The 23802-nt window shown below is 69.4% G+C and carries 20 protein-coding genes; 15 read left to right on the plus strand and 5 right to left on the minus strand.

All coding sequences use genetic code 11. The features are described from left to right. Positions 1–353 precede the first annotated feature (353 nt). The 6 genes from EBL84_RS11015 to EBL84_RS11040 are packed head-to-tail and all read left to right on the plus strand — an operon-like array spanning position 354 to position 9552. Positions 354–1847 carry a GNAT family N-acetyltransferase gene (locus EBL84_RS11015; RefSeq protein ID WP_190287940.1) on the plus strand — a complete coding sequence of 498 codons (1494 nt, stop codon included), beginning with the start codon at positions 354–356 and terminating at the stop codon, positions 1845–1847. 6 nt (positions 1848–1853) lie between these two features. Next, on the plus strand, positions 1854–3056 hold the full coding sequence (locus EBL84_RS11020; protein ID WP_123140861.1) for an MFS transporter: 1203 nt from the start codon (positions 1854–1856) through the stop codon (positions 3054–3056). After that, positions 3046–4410, plus strand: coding sequence for a phenylacetate--CoA ligase (locus EBL84_RS11025; protein ID WP_123140862.1), 1365 nt, complete (start codon positions 3046–3048; stop codon positions 4408–4410). The genes EBL84_RS11020 and EBL84_RS11025 overlap by 11 nt, the downstream gene beginning before the upstream one ends. A 4-nt stretch (positions 4411–4414) precedes the next feature. After that, positions 4415–5725, plus strand: a complete 1311-nt coding sequence (locus EBL84_RS11030) for a phenylacetate--CoA ligase family protein (RefSeq protein ID WP_123140863.1) — start codon at positions 4415–4417, stop codon at positions 5723–5725. Next, positions 5722–6840, plus strand: coding sequence for an acyl-protein synthetase (locus EBL84_RS11035; RefSeq protein ID WP_123140864.1), 1119 nt, complete (start codon positions 5722–5724; stop codon positions 6838–6840). The genes EBL84_RS11030 and EBL84_RS11035 overlap by 4 nt, the downstream gene beginning before the upstream one ends. A 12-nt stretch (positions 6841–6852) precedes the next feature. After that, entirely contained in the window at positions 6853–9552 is a 2700-nt protein-coding gene (locus tag EBL84_RS11040; RefSeq protein WP_123140865.1) for an acyl-CoA reductase, read from the plus strand. Between the two features lie 6 nt (positions 9553–9558). Here EBL84_RS11040 and EBL84_RS11045 read toward each other — a convergent pair whose 3' ends face one another. Genes EBL84_RS11045 through EBL84_RS11055 form a run of 3 tightly spaced genes read right to left on the minus strand, consistent with a single transcriptional unit; the run spans position 9559 to position 12221 of the window. Next, entirely contained in the window at positions 9559–11457 is a 1899-nt protein-coding gene (locus tag EBL84_RS11045; protein ID WP_123140866.1) for a PP2C family protein-serine/threonine phosphatase, read from the minus strand. Continuing rightward, positions 11454–11882 carry an ATP-binding protein gene (locus EBL84_RS11050; protein ID WP_123140867.1) on the minus strand — a complete coding sequence of 143 codons (429 nt, stop codon included), beginning with the start codon at positions 11880–11882 and terminating at the stop codon, positions 11454–11456. The genes EBL84_RS11045 and EBL84_RS11050 overlap by 4 nt, the downstream gene beginning before the upstream one ends. Before the next feature lie 6 nt (positions 11883–11888). Then, on the minus strand, positions 11889–12221 hold the full coding sequence (locus EBL84_RS11055; RefSeq protein WP_123140868.1) for an STAS domain-containing protein: 333 nt from the start codon (positions 12219–12221) through the stop codon (positions 11889–11891). Between the two features lie 647 nt (positions 12222–12868). Between EBL84_RS11055 and EBL84_RS11065 the strand changes: the two genes are divergently transcribed. Genes EBL84_RS11065 through EBL84_RS11080 form a run of 4 tightly spaced genes read left to right on the plus strand, consistent with a single transcriptional unit; the run spans position 12869 to position 17533 of the window. Continuing rightward, complete coding sequence (locus tag EBL84_RS11065) at positions 12869–14935, plus strand: TonB-dependent siderophore receptor (RefSeq protein ID WP_123140870.1); 2067 nt, start codon at positions 12869–12871, stop codon at positions 14933–14935. Between the two features lie 25 nt (positions 14936–14960). Next, complete coding sequence (locus tag EBL84_RS11070) at positions 14961–15539, plus strand: YfiR family protein (RefSeq protein ID WP_223806156.1); 579 nt, start codon at positions 14961–14963, stop codon at positions 15537–15539. Further along, complete coding sequence (locus EBL84_RS11075; protein ID WP_223806999.1) at positions 15532–17031, plus strand: diguanylate cyclase; 1500 nt, start codon at positions 15532–15534, stop codon at positions 17029–17031. Before EBL84_RS11070 ends, EBL84_RS11075 begins: the two co-directional genes overlap by 8 nt. A gap of 34 nt (positions 17032–17065) precedes the next feature. Then, the gene (locus EBL84_RS11080; RefSeq protein WP_123140873.1) at positions 17066–17533 is read left to right on the plus strand and encodes a cytochrome c; all 468 of its coding nucleotides are present in this window, start codon (positions 17066–17068) and stop codon (positions 17531–17533) included. Between the two features lie 74 nt (positions 17534–17607). On the opposite strand, the gene EBL84_RS11085 is transcribed toward EBL84_RS11080, so the two are convergent. Beyond that, positions 17608–18306 (minus strand): cytochrome b/b6 domain-containing protein, encoded by a 699-nt coding sequence (locus EBL84_RS11085; protein WP_123140874.1) that lies wholly within the window; start codon positions 18304–18306, stop codon positions 17608–17610. A 272-nt stretch (positions 18307–18578) separates the two neighbouring features. On the opposite strand from EBL84_RS11085, the gene queC reads away from it, so the two are divergent. The 5 genes from queC (at position 18579) to pufA (ending at position 22219) form a co-directional block, all read left to right on the plus strand. After that, positions 18579–19274: a 7-cyano-7-deazaguanine synthase QueC gene (gene queC / locus EBL84_RS11090; RefSeq protein WP_123140875.1), complete on the plus strand. Its 696-nt coding sequence runs from the start codon at positions 18579–18581 to the stop codon at positions 19272–19274. Further along, positions 19271–20368 (plus strand): 6-carboxytetrahydropterin synthase, encoded by a 1098-nt coding sequence (locus EBL84_RS11095; protein WP_123140876.1) that lies wholly within the window; start codon positions 19271–19273, stop codon positions 20366–20368. The genes queC and EBL84_RS11095 overlap by 4 nt, the downstream gene beginning before the upstream one ends. Next, on the plus strand, positions 20365–21006 hold the full coding sequence (gene queE / locus EBL84_RS11100) for a 7-carboxy-7-deazaguanine synthase (RefSeq protein WP_123140877.1): 642 nt from the start codon (positions 20365–20367) through the stop codon (positions 21004–21006). The genes EBL84_RS11095 and queE overlap by 4 nt, the downstream gene beginning before the upstream one ends. An 888-nt stretch (positions 21007–21894) precedes the next feature. Then, positions 21895–22032, plus strand: a complete 138-nt coding sequence (locus tag EBL84_RS17350) for a light-harvesting protein (protein WP_062278067.1) — start codon at positions 21895–21897, stop codon at positions 22030–22032. A gap of 25 nt (positions 22033–22057) precedes the next feature. Beyond that, positions 22058–22219 (plus strand): light-harvesting antenna LH1, alpha subunit, encoded by a 162-nt coding sequence (gene pufA, locus EBL84_RS11115; RefSeq protein ID WP_123140879.1) that lies wholly within the window; start codon positions 22058–22060, stop codon positions 22217–22219. 679 nt (positions 22220–22898) lie between these two features. Here pufA and EBL84_RS17585 read toward each other — a convergent pair. Beyond that, positions 22899–23309, minus strand: a complete 411-nt coding sequence (locus EBL84_RS17585; protein ID WP_369957907.1) for an alpha/beta fold hydrolase — start codon at positions 23307–23309, stop codon at positions 22899–22901. Between the last annotated feature and the right edge of the window lie 493 nt (positions 23310–23802).

A 23802-nucleotide genomic window follows, 5' to 3' on the forward strand; every position in this document is an offset into this window, starting at 1 on the left:
GTCTGGCGGTGGGAGTTGAGATGGTGGCGTCAAGCCATCAGTCCAATGGGTTTTTACCGCTTCCGGCCTTTTTCAATCAGGTCGCTAGGGCTTGGGTGCCGTCGGCGGCAGAGGACGATCGTGGCGGCGGGGTGATGGCTCAACGGGGTCTGAACCCCTGAAGTCGTGTCGTCTCTGCGTGTAATGTGCGGCGGTTTTCGTTGCTCCCGCTCGCCTGCCCCCTTGGGAATGCCTGAATACCGACTATGCTGTGTACGACTACGGCAGGGTGGGGCATGGAAGGGTGCGCGGTGCGCCCCCCGGGGCAGCGACTGGAGGCCGATGTGGCTGGCGATGGTGCGATGCAGTGCAGGTTGGAACTGCCCCCAATGCTCGAGGCATTGCCGGTGGCTCGTGGCTTCGCCGGCGAGCTGGCGGCGCTGGCCGGTTTCGACTCGAGACGGACCAATGCCATCGAGGTGGCGGTGGAGGAAGGCGTGGCCGGCGTCCTCGAACGTGCCGCTCCCGACTCCATCGAGCCGCTGGCGCTGGTCGGCGAGCTGACGCCGCTCACCCTCACCCTCACCCTCGACGATCGCGAGGCGCCGCCGACGCCGCAGGCCGATCCGCCGTCGCGCGCGGTGCTCGATCGGGTCGACGAGATCGACCTCGACGGTCTGCAGCGGCAGATGATCCGTGCCGCCGCCGATGTCGCGCAGTGGCAGTCGCGCGGGCGCGAGGGCAATCGGCTGCGGCTGGTCTTCAACCGCCCCGAGGCCGATATCGTCGCCCGCGCCGATCTCGATGCCCGTCCGCTGGAGCCGTTCGCCGAGTCCGTCGCCCGTGCACCCGAGCAGACCTATACGGTGCGCCGCGCCGCGCGCGACGGCGACTGGTACCAGGTTTCGCGGCTGGTCTATCGCGCCTATGGCTATACCCACCCGAGCGATGATCTCTACTACCCGGACCGGCTGTGTGAACTCAACCGCGCCGGTCGACTGATCTCGGTGGTGGCGACCGATGCCGCCGACACCGTGGTCGGGCACTATGCGCTCGAACTCGGCGGGCTCGGTCAGCTCGGCGCCTCGCGCCTCGCCGTGGCCGAGACCGGGATGGCGGTGGTCGACCCCGCGCATCGCGGGCGGCGGCTGATGGAGCGGATGCGCGAGCGGCTCGAAGCCCTCGCGCGCGAACGCGGGCTGAGCGGGCTGTTCGGCCAGCCGGTGACCACCCATCCCTTCAGTCAGAAGGTCAACGAGCGCTTCGGCGCCCATGTCTGCGCGCTCTCGCTGGCCTTCCTCGCCGGCAACCTGCGCTTTCGCGCGATGGCCGAGGAGCGCCCGGCGCAGCGCGAGAGCTGTCTGCTCTACTTCAAGCCGCTCGCCCCGCCGCCCGAGCGGCTGATCCTGCCCCCCGCGCACCATCGCGAGATTCTGCTCGAGACCTATGCCGAGAGCGGCATCCCGGCGCGTCTCGGCGAGCCCGGCGGCAGCGCCGGCGCGAGCCGGTTCGATGCCCATTATCTGAGCGCGCTCGATCTCGGCATGATCCGTCTCGAACGGGTCGGCGACGATGTCGCCGAGGCGCTGCGCGCGGCGCGCAACGAGCTGTGTCGGCGCGCCGGGGCGCGGGTGCTCTATCTCACCGTGCGCCTGAGCGATCACGGTTGCGCGGCGGCGGTGGCCGCGGCCGAGCGGCTCGGCTTCTTCTACGGCGGTCTCGCGCCCTGTTTCGACGAGGGCGAGGACGTGCTGCGGCTGCAGTACGTCGACACCGCGCTCGATCTCGATCGGGTCGAGTTGGTCGCGCCCTTCGCCCGGCGGCTGCTCGACTATGTCGAGCGCGACCGCCGGCGCGTCGAGCGGTAACGGCCGGTGCTCGAGCTGTTTCGCGCCCATCCCGCCTTCCTGCGCTTCTGGCTGGCGCAGGCGGTCTCCCAGATCGGCGACCGGGTGCACTCGCTGGCGCTGATCTGGCTGGTCTATCACTGGTCGGGCTCGGCCTCGGCGGTCGGCGTCATCCTCATCGCCACCTCGCTGCCCGGCATCCTCGTCGCGCCCCTGGCGGGGATGGTCTGCGACCGCTACCCGCGCCGTCTGGTGATGATCTGCGCCGATCTGGTCCGCGCCCTGGTGGTCGGCGCGCTCGCCTGGCTGGCCCACGGCGGCGCCCTGGCGCTGCCCGAGCTGATCGCGGCCACGGTGGTGATCTCGATCGCCTCGGCCTTCTTCAACCCGGCGGCGCTGGCGATGGTGCCGGGGCTGGTCGCGCCCGCGGCGCTGCTGCGCGCCAATGCCGCCAGCCAGCTGCTGGTGGGGGCGAGCGCGGTCGCCGGACCGCTGTTCGGCAGCGCCCTGATCGCGCTGATCGGGGTCGCCCTGGCGTTCGCCATCAATGCCGTCTCCTTCCTGCTCTCGGCGCTGTTCATCGTCTCGGTGCGCGAGCCGGCGCGCCGCGTCGCGCCGCGCCTGGGGTTCTGGTCGGAGCTGCGCGCGGGGCGCGAGGCGTTGCGTCGCGCCCCCTTGATCGGCGCGCTGATGGGGCCGGTGGCGGTGGTCAACTTCTTCTTCGCCGCGGTACCCGTGGTCACCCCGGTGTTGGCCGAGGGCGTCCATGACGCCGGCGCCGCCGGGTTGGGGCTGCTGATGGCCTGCTTCGGCGCGGGGATGCTCGGCGGCTCGCTGGCGCTGTCGACGCGGCATCGTCCCGGCGAGCGCCGCGTGGTGCTCGCCGGGTTCCTGGTGATGGCCGGGTGTCTCGTGGTGGTTGCGCTCAGCCCCTGGCTGGCGCTCGCCGGGGCCGGACTCGTCGGGGTCGGGGTCGGGCTCAGCGCCATCAACATCACCCTCATCACCCTGTTCCAGCGTCTGCTGGAGGATGCCAGCCGGGGCAAGATCATGGCCCTGGTGACCGCCCTGGCGCTGTCGCTGCAGCCGCTGGCCTATGGCGTGATGGGCGTGGTCACGGATCTCATCCGCCCGGGTGGGGCCCTGCTGGTCAGCGCGGCGGTGATGCTGCTGATCACGCTCTGGGTTGCCCGGCTGCAAGCCCTCAAGGAGGTGTGCGTTGAATCCTGAGCAGTTCGTGCGCGCGGTCCACGACTCGGTGCCGGCCTATCGCCGCTTCCTCGCCGCGGCCGGGTTGAGCGCGCCTGGGGATTGGGCGGCGCTGCCGCTGATGGACAAGCAGGGCTATCTGCTCGCCTATCCGGTGGAGACGCTCTGTCATGGCGGCAGTCTCGAGGGTTGCCACCTGATCGGCAGTTCCTCGGGGTTCAGCCGCGGCGGCTCGACCTTCTGGCCCAAGCGCCCGGCCGACGAGGGCGACTATGTCGCCGCCATCGAGCAGATGCTGATCGCGCATCACGGCATCGAGCGCAGACGTACCCTGGTGATGGTCTGTCTCGCCCTCGGTACCTGGATCGGCGGGATGCAGCTGGCCGCGGCCCTGCGCACCCTGGCCGCCAGCGCCCGTCACCCGATCACCGTCGCGACCCCGGGGCTCAACCTGCGCGAGGCCGCAGCGCTGTATCAGCGCTTCCATCAGCAGTTCGAGCAGTGTCTGATCCTCACCAACCCGTCGAACATCAGCCTGCTCGGCGCCTTGCTGCGCGCGCACTGCCCGGACCTAGCCCCGGGCAGCGTCGCCTTCCCGGTGGTCGGCGAGTTCTTCACCGAGAGCTTCCGCGAGCAGGTGGCGCGCGACTTCGGCCACCCGGTCGAGGCCCCGTTCTGCGTCTGGACCGGCTACGGCTCGGCCGATACCGGGGATCTCGGCGTCGAGACCGCCGCGACCATCGCGCTGCGCAAGTGGCTCGCGCGCCGTCCCGAGCGGTTGCGGGCGCTGTTCGGCCGCGCCGAGGCGCCGATGCTGCTCGCGCCCACGCCCAAGGCGCTGATCGAGATCATCGGCGGCGAGATCGTGGTCACCAAGGACCAGTTGATCCCGTTGGTGCGCTACAACACCCGCGACCAGGGCGGGCTGCTCGCGCGCGCGCAGCTCGCCGCCGAGACGGGGCTGCCCGAGGCGCTGCTTGCGGCGCTGCCCGAGCAGCTCCTCTATGTCCACAGTCGGGTCAGCGACGCGCTGGTGTTCTACGGCACCAACCTGCCGGTGGCGGCGATCGGCGACTTCCTCCTCGGCCTGCCCGAGGCGTTCGGCTACGGCGGCCTGTTCCAGGTGGTGCGGCGCGAGCGCGCGGGCGTCGCGCGGCTGTTCTTCCGGGTCTTCACCCGCGACGGGGCGGGGCGCGCCGAGGACTACGGCGAGCGCCTGCTCGCCTTCCTGCGCGAGCACAGCCTCGAGTTCGCGGCCAAGTACGACAACCTCTGCGCCGCCGCCGGCGGGTCGCTGATCGAGGTCGAGCTGCGCGACATCGCCGCTCTCGACCCGAGCGTCAAGCACCGTTTCATCCTGGACGAGGAGGAGTAGCCGCATGTTTCCCTGGATCGAGTCCGAGCACCAGCTCGGACGCGCCCGCGAGATCTGGCACGCCGCGCTGGCCGCGCCCTTCTTCGCGGCCAAGTACGCCGGCATGCCGGCGCCGATGGACTGGACGCAGTGGCGCGCGCTGCCGGTGCTGAGCCGCCAGGAGCTCTACGACAACGCCTGGCCGCGGACCGGAACCATGCTCACCGTGCCGCCCGAGGGGATGATCGTGACCTCGACCGGGGGCACCAGCGGCATGGCGCGCTATACCGTGCTCACCCATGCCGAGTGGGATCGCTTCTGCGCCGAACAGGCCCGGGCGCTGGCGCTGATCGGGGTCGGGGCGAAGGACCGGGTGGCCAATCTGCTGGTCGCCGGCAGTCTGTGGCCGTCCTTCCTCGGCGGTCACGAGATCATCAAGCGCCTCGGCGCGCTGCACCTGCCGATCTCGGCCAACATCCCGGTGGAGACGGTGCTGCGCTTCTGTCGCGAGTTCCAGCCGACGGTGATGCTGAGCCTGCCGACGCTGTTCGTGTTTCTCGCCGATCTGGCGCTGCGCGACGCCATCCGCTTCCCCGGGCTGCGGCTGATCGCCTATGCCGGCGAGCACATGAGCCCGGCGGTGCGGACGCATCTGCAGCGCGCCTTCGGCGCCGAGGTCGAGATCCACGCCCTGGCCTATACCAGCGCCGACGCCGGGCTGATGGGTTATCAGTGTCGCCGCTGCGCGCCCAATGCCTATCACGTGCCGAGCGATTTCCAGCTCATCGAGGTCGTCGACATGGAGCGCGGACGGGTCGCTGAGAGCGGCGAGGAGGGCGAGCTGCTGGTGACCAACCTGGCGCGGCGCTCGCAGCCGATCGTGCGCTATCGCATCGGCGATCGCGGCTGCTATACCGGCGAGCCCTGCGCCTGCGGCGATCGCAACCCGGTGCTGCGCCTGGCCGGGCGCGCCGGCGACGACTTCAAGCTCGGCGGCGCCTATGTCGCCATGGCGGTGGTCGAGCGGGCGGTGGAGACGGTCGCCGGGCGCGACGGCATCAGCCCCAACTACTGTCTGCGCATCGCCGACGAGGCCAACCGCATCGCCCTCGAACTGGTGGTCGAGGCCGGCGACCCGACCGCCGCCGCGCCCCACGCCGAGACCCTGGTCGGCGCGCTGGAGACGGCCATCCCCGAGCTCGGGGTGGCGCGCGAGCGCGGCTATCTGGCGCGGCTCGAGGCCCGCTTCGTCGCGCTCGGCAGTCTCGAGCGCAGCCCGGTGACCGGCAAGGTCCGCCATCTGCACGACCTGAGGGTCGAGGAGCCCGCATCATGAGCGCGATCGCCTCGCTGGACGCACTGTTCGAACTCGATGCCTTCGCCGCCGGCGCGGAGGCCGACCGCCGCTTCCTCGCCGCCGTGCGCGAGGTCTGCGCCCACCACATCGCCCACTGTCCGACCTATCGCCGGCTCTGCGAGCAGGAGGGCTTCACGCCGGAGCGCCTGGCGCGCATCGACGATCTCGTCGAGCTGCCCTGGATCATGGTCAACGTCTTCAAGCGCCATCGCCTGCTCTCGGTGCCCGAGCGCGAGCTGGTGGCCACCTTCACCTCGAGCGGCACCAGCGGTCAGCAGAGCCAGATCGCCTGGGACCAGGGCTCGATGGCGCGTCAGGACGCGATGCGCGCGGCGATCGTGCGCGGGCTCGGGCTGGAGTCGAGCGAGCCGGCGAACTATCTGGTGTTCGCCTACGCGCCCGAGGTCGCCGGGGGCAAGGGCGCGGCCCATGCGCACAGCCGCTATACCGCCTTCGCGCCCGCCGCCGAGCGTTTCTTCGCCATCCACGCCGACGCCGAGGGCGCGGCGGTGTTCCGGGTCGAGGAGTGTCTGGAGCAGCTCGCGCGCTTCGCCGCGAGCGGACTGGCGCTGCGGGTGATCGGCTTCCCCGCCTTCGCCTGGCGGATGCTGCGCGAGATGGCGGCGCGCGAGCTGCGCATCGCCTTCCCGCCCGGCAGCCTGATGATCCTCGCCGGCGGTTGGAAGGCGGCCCAGGACGAGGCGGTGCCGCGCGCGCGCTTCGCCGCCGTCGCCGCCGAGCACCTCGGCATCCCGCCCGAGGCGCAGCACGACGTCTACGGCTTCGTCGAGCACGGCGTGCCCTACATGACCTGCGAGGCCGGGCGCTTCCACGTCCCGGTCTATGCCCGCGCGCTCACCCGCCGCCCCGGCGGGCTGGAGCCGCTGGGGCGGGGCGAGCCGGGACTGCTGCAGGTGATCTCGCCCTACAACCTGGCGCAGCCGGCGCTGTCGGTGCTCGCCACCGATTACGCGATCGTCGACCAGGGCTGCCCCTGCGGGCGCGGCGGGCACACGCTCGACATCATCGGGCGCGCCGGCGTCGCCAAGCACCAGGGCTGCGCGATCACCGCCGCCGAGCTGCTCAAGAGCTGAGGGAGCCACGCCATGCACAACTACATCCACGGCGAGATCGACCATGCCGAGGCGCCGCTGACCGGGGCGCGGCTGGAGGCGATCCTCTCGCGCGCGCACGCGATGAAGGCGCGGGTGGCCGCCACCCCGCAGGGCTATCTGCTCGACCTGCTCGATCGCGTCGCGCGGGCCTGGAGCGCGCCGGACTATCCCTACCGGGTCGAGGCGCTGCGGCAGCTGCCCGCGCGGATCGGCTTCAGTCCGGCGATGATCGAGGCCGGGATCGAGGTGATGGTCGACCTGCTGCGCCGCGAGAACCTGCTCACCCGCCTGGGCTGCGACCTGGGGGATGCGCGGATGCTCGACGACTGGGTGTTCGATGCCCGCTTCCAGGGGCTGGTCAAGGCCCAGCCGCTGGGGGTGCTGGCCCATGTCTCGGCCGGCAACGTCTTCGTCGGCGGGGTCGACAGCCTGATCCAGGGCATCGTCACCCGCAACGTCAACCTGATGAAGATGTCCTCGGTCGATCCGATCTTCCCGGTGCTCTTCGCCTCCAGCCTGCGCGATCACGACCAGCGCGGCGACATCGCCCGCGCGCTGGCGCTGCTGACCTGGAAGGGCGGCGATCAGGGGGTGGAGCGGGTGCTCAAGCGCGACTGCAACGCCATCGTCGTCTACGGCGGCGCCGACACCATCCGCAGCTATCGCCGCGATCTCGGGCTGCACACCCGGCTGATCGAGTACGGACCCAAGTACAGCTTCGTGATGGTCGCCGCCGATGCGCTCGAGCGGCGCGGGCTGTCCGCCTGCGCCCGACTGATCGCGCGCGATGCGGTGATGTGGGAGCAGTCGGCCTGCTCCTCGCCGCACGTGGTCTATGTCGAGGGGCGCGAGACCGCCGAGCGGCTGATGGCGGCGCTCGGCGCGGCGCTGACCTGCTGGGCCGAGGAGATCCCGCCGGGGGCGATCAGCGGCGATGCCGCGGTCGAGATCGACAAGGTGCGCGAGCTGGCCAAGGTGGAGCGGGCGATGGGCGTGGGCGACCTGCTGCACGGCGGCGGCGCCGGTTGGACGCTGGCGCTGCGCGACGACCCCGAGTTCGAGACCTCGTGCCAGCACCGTACCCTGATCATCAAGCCGGTCGATCGGCTGGAGTCGGTGATCGAGCGGGTCGCGCCGATGGGCGAATACATCCAGACCGTGGCGCTGCTCACCGACGAGGCGCGCGCGCGGCGGCTCGGTCGCGCGCTCTCGGCGCTGGGCGCCGATCGCATGGTCGAGATCGGGCGCATGGCGGTGCGCAAGCACGGCACCCCGCACGACGGCACCCGCGGGCTGGCGACCCTGGTGCGCTGGACCTCGCTGGCGCGTGATCGGCTCGAGCAGGGCGCGGAGAGCGCGCCCTGGCGCCGGCTCGACGACTCGGGCGACAGCTTCGATTTCCTCCCCGACGCCGAGCGCGCCGCCCAGACTCGCTCGCGGCTGCTGCAGGTGATCGAGGACTGTCGCCAGGACTCGCCGCTGTTGCGCGAGCGCTATGCCGGGATCGCCCTGACCGGGTTTGACGATGTGCGTCGGCTGCCGCTGATGTCCGGCGAGGACTACAAGCAGCACCTGCCGCCGCGCGGCGACGGGCTGCTGACGGCGGGCGCGAGCGACGGCTATGTGTTCTCCAGCGGCGGCACCACCGGCGCGCCCAAGCTGGTCTATCGCACCGTCGCCGAGCAGCACGCCAACGCGCTGCGGCTCGGCAAGGGGCTGTCGCTGTCGGTGTTCGGGCCCGGCGACGTGGTCGCCAACCTGCTCTTCGCCGGCAGCATGTGGGCCTCCTTCGTCTCCTACAACCAGGCGCTGGAGGTCACCGGCTGTCGCATCCTGCCGATCTCGGGCAACCTGCCGATGGAGCAGATCGTCGAGCAGCTCACCGGTTACGGCGCCACCGCCATCATCACCATCCCCTCGGTGCTGCTGTCGCTGGCCGAGTACGTCGAGGCGCACGGGGTGGCGCTGCGCATCGACAAGGTCGCCACCGGCGGCGAGCACCTGTTCGCCGGCTCGCGCGCCTATCTCGGCCGGGTGCTCGGCATCACGCGCTTCGCCTCCACCGGCTACACCACCAACGACACCGGCGCCATCGGTTATCAGTGCGCGCACTGCGAGGGCGGGGTGCACCATGTCCACGAGGACCTGCACCATGTCGAGCTGCTCCACCCCGAGACCCTGACGCCCGTGGGGCCGGGCGAGATCGGCAAGGTGGTGGTGACCAACCTGCAGCGGCGGCTGATGCCGACCATCCGCTACGACGTCGGCGACCTCGGGCGCTGGGTCGAGGGCGAGTGCCCCTGCGGTCGGCGCACCCGGCGCATGGAGCTGCTCGGGCGCGCCGACGACGTGCTGATCATCGGCGGCGGCAACATCCAGCCCGAGGTGGTGGCGGCGGCGATCGCCGCGGTGCCCGGGCTGGGTGCCCACTTCCAGCTGCGCGCGCGCCTCGACGGGCATCGCGATCAATTGGTGGTGCGGGTCGAGCGCGCCGCCGATACCGCGTCGGAGGACGCCGCCGGGCTCGCCGAGACGCTGTTGCGGCGCCTGCTGCACGACTCCAAGGAGATCCGCGCGATGACCGAGGCCGGGCTGGTGGCGCCGACGCGCATCGAGGTGCTGGCGCTCGAGGGCATCGAGCGCAACCCCAAGACCGGCAAGATCCGGCTGACGGTGGACGAGCGCGGCTAGCGCGGCTCAGTCCCCGAGCGGCGTGCCCGCGCCGCGATAGGCCAGCGCCATCAGGGTGATGTCGTCGGCCTGGGGCGTGTCGCCGGCGAAGGCGTGGACCTCGTCGAGGAGGCCCTCGACCAGGCTCCGGGGTGAGCCGGGGCCGAGCGCGCGCAGGGCCTCGCGCAGTCGCGCCTCGCCATAGAGCCCGGCCTCGGCGTCCATCGCCTCGGTGACCCCATCGGTGTAGAGCAGCAGGCGATCGCCCGGCGCGAGCCGGGCGCGCGCGTCGCGATAGTGCGCCCCTTCCATCACCCCGAGCACCAGTTGTCGCTGCGAGGGCAGGGGTTCAACGCTGCCCTCGGCGCGCAGTAGCAGCGGCGGGTTGTGTCCGGCGTTGCTATGGATCAGCTCACCGCTGCGATGATCGAGGATGGCGCAGAACAGGGTGACGAACATGCACCGCGGGTTGTCGCGGGCGAGTTCGGCGTTGACCCGCTCGAGCACCTCGGCGGGGCCGCGCCCGGGCGTGCTCGTCGCCTTGACCAGGGTCTTGGCCACTGCCATGAACAGCGCCGCCGGCACCCCCTTGCCGGCGACATCGGCGATCACCAGACAGTGATGCTCGGCATCGAGGGCGAAGCAGTCGTAGAAGTCGCCACCGACCTCGCGTGCCGGCTCGACCAGGGCGTGGAGGTCGAAGGCGGGGTGCGGCGCCAGCCGTCGCGGCAGGATCGAGAGCTGGATGTCGTGGGCGATGTGCAGCTCGCTGGCGATGCGCGCCTGGGCGGCGGTGCTGGCGGTGAGACGCTCGATGTGATCGCGCAGCGAGCGGGTCATGGTGGCGAAGCCGACGGTGAGGTCGCCGATCTCGTCGGCGCGCGGGTGGACCGGAAGCGGGGTGTCGAGTCGTCCCGCGGCGACCTCGCGGGTCGCCGCGACCAGTCGGCGCAGCGGTCGGGTGATGGCGCGCGCGCTGAGGGTGATCGCCACCAGCATCAGCGCCAGCCCGAGCAGGCCGATGGCGCTGGTGGTCAGCGCCAGGGCGCGGACGTCGTCGTCGATCTCCTCGGCCGGCAGCACTACCACCAGGGTCCAGCCGGAGGGGGCGACCGGGGCGTGATAGAGACGGATGGGATCGCCCGAGACATCGACCCCGTCGATCACGCCGGGGTGCCCCGAGAGCAGTTCGGCGGCGCGTTCGGGATGATGATCGAGCCCGAGCGCCTCGGGCACGGCGTGGATGTCGCGGCGCAGCGCCAGACCGGCCAGGGGATGGGTGATGAAGGTGCCCCCGGCGTCGAGCAGTGCGGCGTGACCGCTGTCGAGGAGGCGCAGCGCGGCGACCTCGCGGGTGAGTCGGTCGAGGTTCAGGTCGAGGCTCACCCGACCGCCGTCGAAGGCGGCGCTCAGCGTCACCATGCGCGCCTGACCGAGGTCGTCGTCGAAGTAGGGGGGCGACCAGGACAGCCCGTCAACCGGCGCCGGGTGGGGCAGGGGCGTGTCCGTCGGGCCGCGTTCGACCTCGCGCCCGTCCAGACACTCGACCTCGGTGCCGCGCCAACGGCAGTCATGGTCGCGTGGGCGTGGCGTGCCGGTCGGGGACGGGGCGAAGAGCAGGGCGCCGCCGAGGACGTCGCGGTTGTCGGCGATGCCCTGACGCAGCAATTCGCGCGCGCCGGCGTCGTCGAAGTGGCCGTGGTTGAGCGCCGCGGCCAGCGCGCGGGCGGTGCGGGCGGCTGCGCTCAGCGGGATCTCGAGGGCGTTGGCGGTGGCCTCGGTCTGGAGGCGCGCGCCGCGGTCGATCTCGGCCTCGAGGGTGGCGAGCGAGCGCAGATAGTCGACCCCGAGTACCGCGAGCAGGATCGCCGAGGTGTAGAGCGAGACGATCAGGCTCAGCCGGGCGGCGATGCTCGGGCGTCTCATCGGCGTGGTTGGCCGGGGAGGCGCATGGTCAGGCGCAGCAGGTTGCCGTCGTCGACCCGACGGTAGTCGAGGGCGTCGACCAGACGGCGGACCAGCACCCAGCCGAGACCGCCGACCGGGCGTGTCGCCAGCGGTCGCGTCAGGTCCGGTGTCGGCGCGCGGGTGCCGTCGAAGGGGATGCCGCCGTCGCGGATCTCGATCGTCAGGCGGTCGTCGGCGTGGTGGGTGCTGATCTCGACCCAGCCTGGCGCATCGACGGGGTAGGCGTGGGTACAGAGGTTGACGAAGACCTCCTCGACGGCCAGCTCCAGCCGTCCCCGGGCCTCGGCTTCGAGCCCGGCCCGCTCGGCCGCCGCGACGACGAAGGCCAGCGCCCGGGGCAGGGCCGCGGTCTCGGCCGGGAGTTCGAGCCGCTGGGTCGTCACCGGCCCCTAGGTGGCGTCGAGCGCCGTGGCGACGGAGTCGTAAGTCTTGAAGATGGCGTCGAGTCCCGCCATCTCGAACACGTCGCGGACATTGCCGGTGAGGCTGGCGAGCAACAGGACGCCACCCTGCTGCTGCAAGGCCTTGGCGGTGACGATCAGCGAGCGCAGTCCGGCGCTGCTGATGTAGGTGAGCCCGGCGAGGTCGAGTACGATGCGGGTGGCGCCGTCATCGATGAGCGCGAGCGCCCGGGCCTCGTAGCTCGGCGCGGTGAGGGTGTCGAGCCTGCCGCGGAGGGCGATGATCTGCGCACTGGGTGTCTGCTGAACGGCTAGCTCCATGGTTCAATCTCCTCGTTGCGGAGCGCTGTGCTGAGGGTGGTTGGAGGACACCAGCGGCGTTGTGTCGGTGCCCCGCAGGAGCCGAGGGGCACTTGTGGGGAATGGCCGTCAGCCGGGGTGGCTGGCGAGGATGTCAAGGCCCGGTTCCTGGTCGCAGAAAGGCGGGCAGCCTGCGAGCTGCTCTCCGACTGGCTGGGTCGGCGCCTCATGGACCGGGAGCGCGGCGTCGGTGGATAGCCAAGAATGCATGAGCAGGACGGCCGAAGCGGCCCCCAGCGCTGATTTGATCAACATCGTTGTCAGTCCCTTGTTGTCAGTCCCTTTTCGCATCACTGCCGACATGGCTGTGGGCGTCATGATGCTAGCACCCGTCTCGCTCGTATTGGAAGGCGGGGTGGGGCAGGCGCTGTCGGCGGCGCTGCATCCCGATCGCGATCCGCTGGCCCTTGGCCGACCCGCGGCTGGTCGCTCCGCCTGTCCGTGCCGACTCCTGGCGGGCCTCTTGGCATGCTCTAATCGGCGGGCCGATACGAGGAAGAAGGGGATGATCGCCGCCTTCTCGATGCATTTCGATGCCATGGGTCGTGTTCCCGCGCTCGCTGCCCGCTTGGTAGGGATGGACTCAACTCGAAGGAAGTCGAGGGTGTATGGATTCGCTGTGTGATGTGTACAGTCGACGGGGTGGCCGCTCGGGTGAGCGGCGATCCTGGCAATTTGGCTGGCTGGTCGGTGTCGCCGGGCTGGTGTGTTGGGGGCAGGCGCAGGGCGCCGCGCGCACCGAGGCCGATCAGATCGCGGGTCTGCTCGATCTGCTGGAGACCGAGACGCAGCTGGCCACCCGTAGCGGGATGAACGCCGACTTCGTCCCCGGGATGGCGACCATCCTGCTCGGTGACGAGATGCTGGCGCGCGGTGCGCGCACCGTCTGGGAGGCGCTGGCGCTGGTCCCGGGGATGAGCCCGGCGCTCGAGGTGACCGGTGAGCGACAGGTTCTCAGTCGTGGCGTCGGACACGGTTATGGCTCGGGCAACATCAAGGTGCTGCTCGACGGCATGTCGATGAACTCGACCATGATGGCCACCGCCAATCCGGTGCTCAACATGCCCATCGAGCAGGTCGAGCGCATCGAGGTGATTCGCGGACCGGGTTCGTCGGTCCATGGCGAGTATGCCTTTGCCGGTGTGGTCAATGTCATCACGCGCACCCGAGAACGTGTGCTCGGGGGCATGGCTGCAGAGGGTGGTGCTCAGGGTGTGACCGGGCGCTGGTTCTGGGAGGACCGGACGCGTGATCTGGAGGTCTCGGTCAACCTGGCCGGCACCCAGGGCGATGGCGGCAAGGCGTGGGTCGAGCGCGATGCCCTCGATCCGCTCGGGCTCGACGGGCTGTCGAATGCGCCGGGACCGGCCAATGCCGCGTTTCGCTATCGTGCCCTCCTCACCGATCTGCGCTGGGGCGCGAGCTTTGCCAAGCTGCGGCTGATCGACGACGCCAATGGCGATCATTTCGGCATCAACCATTTCCTCCCGCCCGACGACGGCAATCTGGCCGCGCGCCAGCGCTATGTGGCGCTGCAGCTGGGCCACCGGATGGCGCTCTCCGAGACGCTCGAACTCGAGCTGCGGGCCGAGGCCATCGAGCATGAACGTGATCGCGATCGATTGTTCGTCTTTCCTGCCGGTTATCTGGCCGATGAGGCGGTGTTCATGGATCAGGACTACCGCGAGCATCGCTACGAGGCCGTCGCCGATCTCCATTGGTACGGGTTGGAGGGACACGCGCTGCTGCTCGGTCTGGAGGCGGCCCATGTCGAGATCGACGAGGCGAGCTGGGCGTGGTCGGGATTGCCGTTCGCGCTCGAGCCGGAATGGCTCGACACCGCCCGCTCTCGGCGGATCCTCAGTGCGCTGATACAGGACCAGTTCAACCTCGGCGAGCGGGTGATGCTGACCGCGACGCTGCGCTACGACGACTACAGCGACGTCGGCTCGCTGGTCAGTCCGCGGCTCGCTGCGGTCTGGCGGATCGACGCGTCGAACATCCTCAAGCTGCAGTACGCCCGTGCCTTCCGTCCGCCGACCTTCTACGAACTGGAATACGCCCCGGCGGGTGATCTGCACGCCGGCGAGATCGCCAGCTATGAGCTTGGCTATATCTTCAAGCGACCGACTTGGGAGGCGCGACTGATCCTCTTCCACTCCGATCTCACCCGCCCGATCCAGTTCGACGACCAGGGTCTCGACGGTTTCGTCAATGGACCGGATGCTCGGCTGCAGGGGGTCGAGCTGGAGTACCAGCACCGCTTCGGTGCTCGTTTCAAGATCGACGCCAACCTCTCGCTGGTGGACGCACGTCGGCATGACAGCGATGAGCCGCTGGCCGGCGGCGCCGACCTGCTGGCCAATCTCGCGCTGCTCTGGCGACCGCACGAGCGCTGGACCGCTGCATTGCAGCTGCGCCATGTCGGGCCGCGACATCGCGCCGAGCGCGATCCGCGCGATGCGGTCGATGCCAGTACCCAGCTCGACCTGACGCTGAGCTATCGCCAGGTCGGCGGTGGTCCCTTCCTGCACCTCGGGGTGAAGAACCTGACCGATACCGAGGTCTGGCTCCCCGACCAGCTCACCAGTTATGACGGTGTCGGGCTGGTCTATCCCGATGGCTATCCGACGCCGGGGCGGCGCTGGTGGCTGTCGGTCGGATACAGCTTCTGAGGGCGCTCCGATGTCGCGATGGCGCGTGCTCATCACTCCTCTTGCGCTCTGCTGGCCGCTGCTGCTGGGGGGCTGGCTGTATACCGGGCAGGCAATGGCCGAGCGGACCGGGCTGTGGCCGGAGGACGAGCAGCGATTGCGCGTCGGGTTGAAGCTCTTCCCCGCCTGTCTGGGGGCGCTCGAGGGGTTGGAGAGGCATCTCGGCGCGGGTGATGTGCTGCACGTGGTGGTGGTCTACGAAGGTGCGTTGGATACCGCGCGTCAGGCGGCCCAGGTGCTCGGGGGGGTTGCCACGGTGCGTGATCATCCGCTGCGGGTCGAGACCCTGCCCGCCCACGAACTCGATGCCGAGCGCTGGCGCCGGGGGCCGCCGGGGGCGATCTTCGTCGCCACCCCGGGTCTGTCGAGCGGGCAGCTGCGCACCTGGTCGCGCGAGCACGGTGTGCTGGTATTCTCCCCCTTTGCCGGCGACGTCGAGCGTGGCGCCGTGGCCGGTCTGCACGTGGCCGACCGTATCCTGCCGCTGGTCAATCTCGGGCAGGCCGAGCGTGCCGGGATTCGGTTCCGCTCCTTCTTCCTGCAGGTGGCCAAGATCCATGAATAAAGGCGCAATGGTGATGCTGGGCCAGGCGTCGCTGAGATTCGAGCGAGTATTGGCGCTGATCTTCGCGCTGCTGGGTGCCACCATCATCGCCGTCAGCAGCGTCTACTGGATGTTCGCGCTCGAACCCCTGTTGCGCGAGCACTACGAGAGCCAGTCACGCGCCTTTGCCCAGGCCCAGGCCCCGGGACTCGAGCGGCTGCTCGACGGTACGGCCCGCCCCGAGTATCTGCGTGGCGAGCTGCAGGCGGCGCTCGATGCCATCCTGCTGCTCGAGGACCAGTCGACCGGCATCGCCTTCATCCATCGCATCGAGCTGGTGCTCGACTACGACATGCTGGATCTGCCCAAGGGGTGTCTCGACATGACGCGTGGCGACCTGGGCTGCGAGAGTTGCGTGCTGGTGCCGATCGCGCTCTATCACCCGCGCGACCATCTGCTCATCGGGGTGGTCCGGTTCTACGCCAATCCCGAGTTCCTGCAGCAGCTGATCGCCGGGGTGCGTGGCAAACTGCTGTGGGGTGCGGGGACAATGTTGGTGCTGATCACCCTGGCCTGGGTCGGTATCAGCCGCTTGCTGCGCCGCCTCGGCGAGAGCGAGTCCAACCTGCGCAATGTCTTTGAGGCGGCCTCTTTCCCGATGGTGCTCCACGAGCCGGGGCGGCGCAGCCTGTCGCGGGCCAACGAGGCGGCGCGCCGTTATCTCGCGCTGGAGGGGATGGCCGGTGATCTGAGCAGTGAGGACTGGCGCTATCTGCTTGCCGCCGGACTGCCGAGCGGTGATGGCGAGCAGCGCGAGATGTGTATCCCGACCGAGGACGGCGAGTTGCGCTGGGCGCTGGTGTCGACGGTCGAGCTGCGCTTCTCGGGAGGTCAGGGGCGGCTGGTGTCGCTGGTCGATGTCACCCGACTGAAGGCGATCCAGGAGGAGCTGCGCGCGGCCTCCTTCACCGATGGGTTGACCGGCCTCTACAACCGCCGCTATCTGTTCTCGATGCTGGGCAAGGAGGTGGACATGTTCCACCGCTATCATCAGCCGCTGTCGATCTTTCTCTTCGATCTCGACGACTTCAAGAAGATCAACGATCAGTACGGCCATCCGGTGGGCGACGAGGTGCTGGTGCGGGTGGCCGAGGAGCTGCGCCAGTGCGTTCGCGAGGTCGATGTGATCGGGCGTTATGGTGGCGAGGAGTTCATGGTGATCCTGCCCCATGCCCATCTCTCGGCGGCCCGTGAGGTGGCCGAGCGGATCCGGGTGCAGGTCAGCGCGCTGGGGTGGCCGCAGGCGGGGTTGCGGGTGACCATCAGTGGCGGTGTGTGCGAGTTCAACGGCGTCTCCGTCGACGCCTTCGTCAAGCTCGCCGACGACAGCCTCTATCGGGCGAAGAAGGCGGGCAAGGATCAGGTCTTGACCGATATGTCGCCAACCGGGGTTGAATTGCTCGATCAACGCCCCGACATTGGGGGCGCTCGCCAGCATGGGCGAGACGGATGAACCGACCGTCAGTTACGTTTAAGGGAGATAGTCAATGAAACGCATGCCAGCCAGCGCTGTCGCCGGCGTCCTCGCCGTCGCGCTCGCCAGTGTCGCCTCCGCCGCCGAGCTCAAGCCCGAGGATCAGATCCAGTACCGTCAGGCCGGCTACAGCTTCATGGCTTGGAACATGGGTAAGATCAAGGCCAACCTCCAGGGTGACTTTGATCAGGGGCAGGTCGAGGCCGCGGCCAACGCCATCGCCGCGATCGCCAACTCGGGCATGGGCGCGCTCTACGGTCCCGGCACCGACAAGGACGTGGGCGACGTCGAGACCGACGTCAAGCCCGAGTTCTTCGAGAACATGGAAGAGGTCGGCAAGGTGGCGCGTAACTTCATCGCCGCCGCCAACAACATGGCCGAGGTCGCCGCCGCTGGCGATCAGGCCGCGGTGCAGGATGCCTTCGGCAAGCTCGGCCAGAGCTGCAAGTCCTGTCACGACAAGTTCCGCGCCGACGACTGATCGCCCGGCCCGGGTCCGGTGACGGACCCATGGAACGACGAGGCCGCCTCCGGGCGGCCTCTTGCGTTATCGCCTCACCAGGCCGGGATGCTGCCCGGCGGTGGTGGCGGTGGCGGGGCGGGCAAGAGCCCGCCGGCGGCGATCCACACCACCAGCGCCGCGACCAGCAGCGCGAACACCAGGGCGATCGGTCCACCGCCGCGCGCCGAGGGGATGGCGGGGTCGTCGACCTCCTTGACGCCGTTGATCATCGGGATGACCAGGTTGTTCTTGCGCACCAGGGCGTAGAACAGCATCGCCGCCACGTGCAGCGAGACCAGCGCGATGATCAGCCAGTAGGCCTGGCGGTGCAGCCCGATCAGCCAGTCGCTGACGTCCTTGGAGACCAGCGGGTAGAGCGGTCCCTCGAAGGCGATGTCGTCGTTGCCGAACAGGCCGGTGAGGGTCTGGATGGCGAGGATGCCGAGCAGCACCAGCACCGAGACCGCGCCGAGCGGGTTGTGGCCGACGCCGTGCCAGCGTCCGCGCAGGTAGTCGAGCACCGCGCGCGGGCCGCGCACGAACTGGCTGAAGCGGGCATAGGTCGAGCCGACCACCCCCCAGGTGACGCGAAAGGCGATCAGACCGGCGATCGCCAGCCCGATCCAGCCGTGCCAGGTCATCAGGTTGCCGCCGATCTCGCCGGTGACGTAGGCCGCCACCACCAGCACGAACAGCAGCCAGTGCACGGCCCGGGTCGGCAGATCCCAGAGCCGGATACGGTATGCTTGCATGATGATCGATCCATGGTTCGGTTGAGTCCGGGACGTGATCGGTCACGACCCGGATAAGGGCCGTCGCGCCTCGGGCGGCGACGGTTCCGGACGGCGGGCGCTGACGATCGTCGTTGCGCGCGCTGGCCGCGCGGCGGGACAATCCCGGCACGGGCTCGCGGCCCGCCCGCCGCGGGGTTCGACGCCCGCGCTCGCCATCAGTTTCACCCACCGGGCCGAACCCTGCCAAGCACGCCCCGGCGGACAATCGCTTTTTTCGGAGACACGACCCAATGACCCCAGCAGTGGTGCTGCTCAGCGGTGGCCTCGACTCGACCACCGTGCTTGCGATCGCCAAGGACCAGGGCTTCGCCCCCCATGCGCTGTCGTTTCGCTATGGTCAGCGCCATGGCTGCGAGCTCGACGCCGCCGCGCGGGTGGCCGCGCAGCTCGGGGTGGTCGAGCATGTGATCGCCGATATCGATCTGCGTCGTTTCGGCGGCTCGGCGCTGACCGCCGACATCGCGGTGCCCAAGGGGCGCTCCGCGGAGGAGATGGACTCGGCGATCCCGGTCACCTATGTCCCGGCGCGCAACACGGTGTTTCTCTCCTTCGCCCTGGCCTGGGCCGAGACCCTGGGGGCGAGCGACATCTTCATCGGTGTCAACGCCCTCGACTACTCCGGCTATCCCGACTGTCGCCCCGAGTACATCGCCGCTTACGAGCAGATGGCCAACCTCGCCACCGTCGCCGGGGTCGAGGGGCGTCAGCGGTTGCGGATCCACACCCCGCTGATCGACCTGACCAAGGCCGGGATCATCCAGCGCGGACTGGCGCTCGGCGTCGACTACGCCCTCACCTCCAGCTGCTACGACCCCGACGCGCACGGCCGTCCCTGCGGCGGCTGCGATTCCTGCCTGCTGCGCGCCAAGGGCTTCGCCGAGGCCGGGGTCGCCGATCCACTGCTCAACCGATTCGAGAACCCATGACCGAACGTCTTCTCCATGTCGCCGCCGCCCCCTTCGAGGCGGCCCGTCACGTCTCCGTGCTGCCTGCCGAGCACCGTTGCCGCGCGCTCCACGGCCACAGCTTCCTCGCCCGGGTGCGCACCGAGCTGGCGCCCGGCTGGGCGCCCTTTGCCGGCGCCGAGACCGACGCGCTGCGCGAGCGTCTCGCCGAGGCGGTCGCGCCGCTCGACTATGCCGATCTCAACACCCGGCTGCGGGTGCCCACCGACGAGAACCTGGCGCGCTGGGTGCGCGATCATCTCGCCCTCGACGGGGTCGAGTCGGTCGGTATCCACAGCACCCGCGACCAGGGCGTCGATCTCGATGCCGACGGCCATTGCCATCTGTGGCGACGCTTCCGTTTCGAGTCCGCCCACCAGCTGCCCAACGTCCCCGAGGGGCACCAATGCGGGCGGATGCACGGTCACGGCTTCGAGGTCATCCTCCATGCCGACCAGACCCTGGCCGAGGATCAGGACATGGGCGTCGACTACGACTGTATCGACGCCCTCTGGGCGCCGCTCGGCGCCACCCTCGATCATGCCTGTCTCAACGACATCCCCGGGCTCGAGAACCCCACCAGCGAGATGCTCGCCGCCTGGATCTGGGCGCGGCTCAAGCCCGAGTTCGCGCCGCTGTCCTGGGTCAGCGTCTACGAGACGGCGACCGCCGGCTGCCAGTTCGACGGCAGCAGCTACCGGATCTGGAAGGAGCAGCGCTTCGAGAGCGCGCTCAGCCTGAGCGCCGCGCCCGAGGGCGACGCGCGCCGTCGGCTGCACGGTCACAGCTATCTGCTGCGGTTGCATCTGTGTGCGCCGCTCGATCGGGTGATGGGCTGGACGGTCGACTACGGCGACGTCAAGCGGCTGTTCAAGCCGGTCTATGCGCGGCTCGACCATCACCGTCTCGACACCCTGCCGGGGATCGATCAGGCCGCGCCGGGCGCGCTGGCGCGCTGGATCCGCGCCGAGGTCGGCGATGCGCTGCCCGCGCTCGATCGGATCGACCTGCACCAGACCCCGGGTTGTGGCGCGGTGCTCAGCTGGGGGCCGCAGGGCCCGGCGCTGCCGGTATGAGCTACGCGGTCAAGGAGGTCTTCTACACCCTCCAGGGCGAGGGCGCCCAGGCCGGGCGCGCGGCGGTGTTCTGTCGCTTCGCCGGTTGCAACCTGTGGTCGGGGCTGGAGCGCGATCGCGCCACCGCCCGGTGTCGCTTCTGCGATACCGATTTTCGCGGCACCGATGGCGCCGGCGGTGGGTATTTCGTCGACGCCGAGCGACTCGCCGCGCACATCGCCGCGTGCTGGCCGCGCGATGCCGACCCTCAGGCCATCCCTTATGTGGTGTGTACCGGCGGCGAGCCGGCGCTGCAGCTCGATGCCGCCCTGATCGCGGCACTGCACGCGCATGGCTTCGAGGTTGGCGTCGAGAGCAACGGCACCCTGGCACTGCCGGCGGGGATCGACTGGGTCTGTATCAGCCCCAAGGCCGGGACCGAGCTGATGGTGCGCCGTGGCGACGAACTCAAGCTGGTCTATCCGCAGCCCGGCGCCGAGCCCGAGCGCTATGTCGGACTCGCCTTCGAGCACCGTATCCTCCAGCCGCTCGACGACGCCGAGCGCGCGGCCCACACCGAGGCCGCCGCCGCTCACTGCCTCGCCGATCCGCGCTGGCGGCTCGGCATCCAGATGCACAAGCTCGTCGGGCTGCCCTGAGGTCGGCCGCCAGCCGCCAGCGGATTGAACCGCAAAGCCGCAAAGGGCGCGCAGGGATTCAAGCTGCCAGCCATCAGCGGCCAGCCGCCAGTGGATGGTCGGCGTCGACGATAGCGCCACTCCCCATTCGCTGTCAGCGACCGGTTGGCGTGCGTTTCCGACCAACACTCGAAGACAGGCAGTCACTGGCGGCTGGAGGCTGATCGCTGGAAGCTGCTTTGAACCGCAAAGGCCCAAAGGGCGCGCAGGGATTCAAGCTACCAGCCATCAGCGGCCAGCCGCCAGTCGATGGTCGGCGTCGACGATAGCGCCACTCCCCATTCGCTGTCAGCGACCGGTTGGCATGCGTTTCCGACCAACACTCGAAGACAGGCGGCCACTGGCGGCTGGAGGCTGATGGCTGGAAGCTCTTCTCTCCTTTGCGTGCTTTGCGGTTTTGCGGTTCAATCTCCTGGCCGCTGGCCGCTGGCCGCTGGCCGCTGGCCGCTGGCCGCTGGCCGCTGGCCGCTTTCCCTTGCGATTGGTTTCTGCCCAGGGGTGGCTGTTGTAAATCGTTATTGACATTGCTTGGTGTCAATATAAGATGACATGCTCAAGATCTCAGAGCGGGTCCATCCGAACGCGCGAGACGTGTGCACGGGTGAGCCGCGCCAGCTGTCGCGGTCGGGGTCATGGCGTCTCCCTTAACGCATGATTGAGGCGGCGACATCATCTCTAACCCCTCAGGAGGCCACTGTGGCTGATCAAAAATCCTTCTCCGCTCCCAAGGGTGGCGCGGGCAAATCGCGCGGCGCGGCCAAGGCGGCCAACAAGCAGCAGGCACCCGCGAAGCAGCAGGCACCCGTGCAGCAGCAGGCAGCGCCGGCTCAGCAGGCTGCACCTGCAGCCGTGCAGGCGAACACGTCCGGGATCACCGAGGCGCAGGCGAAGGAGTTCCACGAACAGTTCAAGGTGACCTACACCGCGTTCGTCGGACTCGCAGCCGTCGTGCACCTGTTCCTCATCGCGACCAAGCCCTGGTTCTGATCCCCCTCCGCAAGGACCAATCAACATGAGCGAAAACACCATGAAGCCGAGCAATCCCCAGGACGACTGGAAGATCTGGATGGTGGTCAACCCCGCGACCTGGCTGATGCCGATCCTCTACGCCGTGCTGGTGATCGCGCTGGCGGTGCACGCCGTCGTGTTCGCGGCCGGCTTCGGTTGGAACTGATCGCGCGCTGAGCCGTGCCTCGCCGCGCGCGGGGTCGCCGCTCCCAACGGCCCTGACGGTCTGCGACCGTCGGGGCCGTTGTCGTTTGGAAGGGCGCTGACAGCTGTCAGCGATCAGCGATCAGCGATCAGCGATCAGAAGATTGAACCGCCAAGACGCGAAGCACGCAAAGGGGTTTGGATATGCAAGCCTCCTGCGCCGACGCGGCTCACCACTGGAGGCTGTCAGCTGGTCGCTGGAAGCTGATTCGAATCGCAAAGACACCAAGGACGCAAAGAAAGCGGCCAGCCATCAGCGGCCAGCCGCCAGTGTCGGTTTGCAGTCAACCCAGGCGGTACGAGACAAGCCCGCGCCGCTCGCTAGAGGTTGACCGCAGGAAGCCCTTCTTCCCTTCGCGTTCTTCGTGACTTTGCGGTTCAACCTTCTGGCGGCTGGCGGCTGGCGGCTGGCGGCTGGCGGCTGATCGCTGGAAGCTGATTCGAATCGTAAAGACACCAAGGACGCAAAGAAAGCGGCCAGCCATCAGCGGCCAGCCGCCAGTGTCGGTTTGCAGTCAACCCAGGCGGTACGAGACAAGCCCGCGCCGCTCGCTAGAGGTTGACCGCAGGAAGCCCTTCTTCCCTTCGCGCCCTTGGCGGCTTTGCGGTTCAATCTTCTGGCCGCTGGCCCTCCCCGTGTCTCAGGCGCTCGCCCAGAAGGTGTCGAGCGCGGCGATGGTCGCCTCGGGACGCTCCCAGTGCGGCAGGCCGAGGTGCGGGGCCAGGGGCTCGCTGCGCCAGTTGGGGTGGTTGGCGATGAAGCCGGGCAGGGCGGCGAAGTCGATGTAGGGATCGCGGTCGGCGATCACCAGCACCGGCAGGTCGGTGAGCCGGCCGTAGAGACGTTCGCGCGCCTTGCGGGTAAACAGCAGGGTGGAGAGGAAGTGGAGCGGTGCGTGATGGGCGCCGGGTTGGTGCGAGGTGGCGTGGGCGTAGTCGATCAGCGCCTGCGGCGGGGTGGCGGTGAAGGAGCGCCCGAGATAGTGACGGATGCTCGGTCGCGAGGCGACCAGGGCATAGAGCGCGCGCCCGAGCAGCGGCAGGGTGAGCACCCGGCGCAGGATCTGCCCGGTGCGCTCGCTGGGCAGTTCGCGCTCGCTGAAACCGGTCGGCGAACTCGCTGCTCAGCGACAGCGCCAGCAGGTCGGCGGGGGCGCCGACGACCTGTTCGAGGAACTCATGGATCGCGGTGGCGAACAGCTCGGGGGTATAGCTGCGCGCCGAGCGCTCCGAGTGGCCGAAACCGGGCAGCTCCAGGCTGTAGACCGGACGCTTGCCACGATAGTGCTCGAACAGGGGACGGAGTTCGTAGCTGCTGGGCGCGGCGTTGATGCTGTGGATCAGTACCAGCGGGCGTCCCGTTGCGGTGGTGTCGGCGTAGTAGGCAAGTCTGCCGCTGGCAGCCTGCAAGGTGCCGCGCTGGGCGTCGAGTGCGTCGCCCAGTGTTGCGCGTTGCGCGACGTGCAGGATATGCGGTGCGCTGGAGGATTGAACGGCGTTGCTCATGGGTTGCCTCTCGGGGTGATGTTGGCGATGGCCGGATCC

Source organism: Marichromatium sp. AB31, from assembly GCF_003718685.1.
Taxonomy (GTDB): Bacteria; Pseudomonadota; Gammaproteobacteria; order Chromatiales; family Chromatiaceae; genus Marichromatium; species Marichromatium gracile.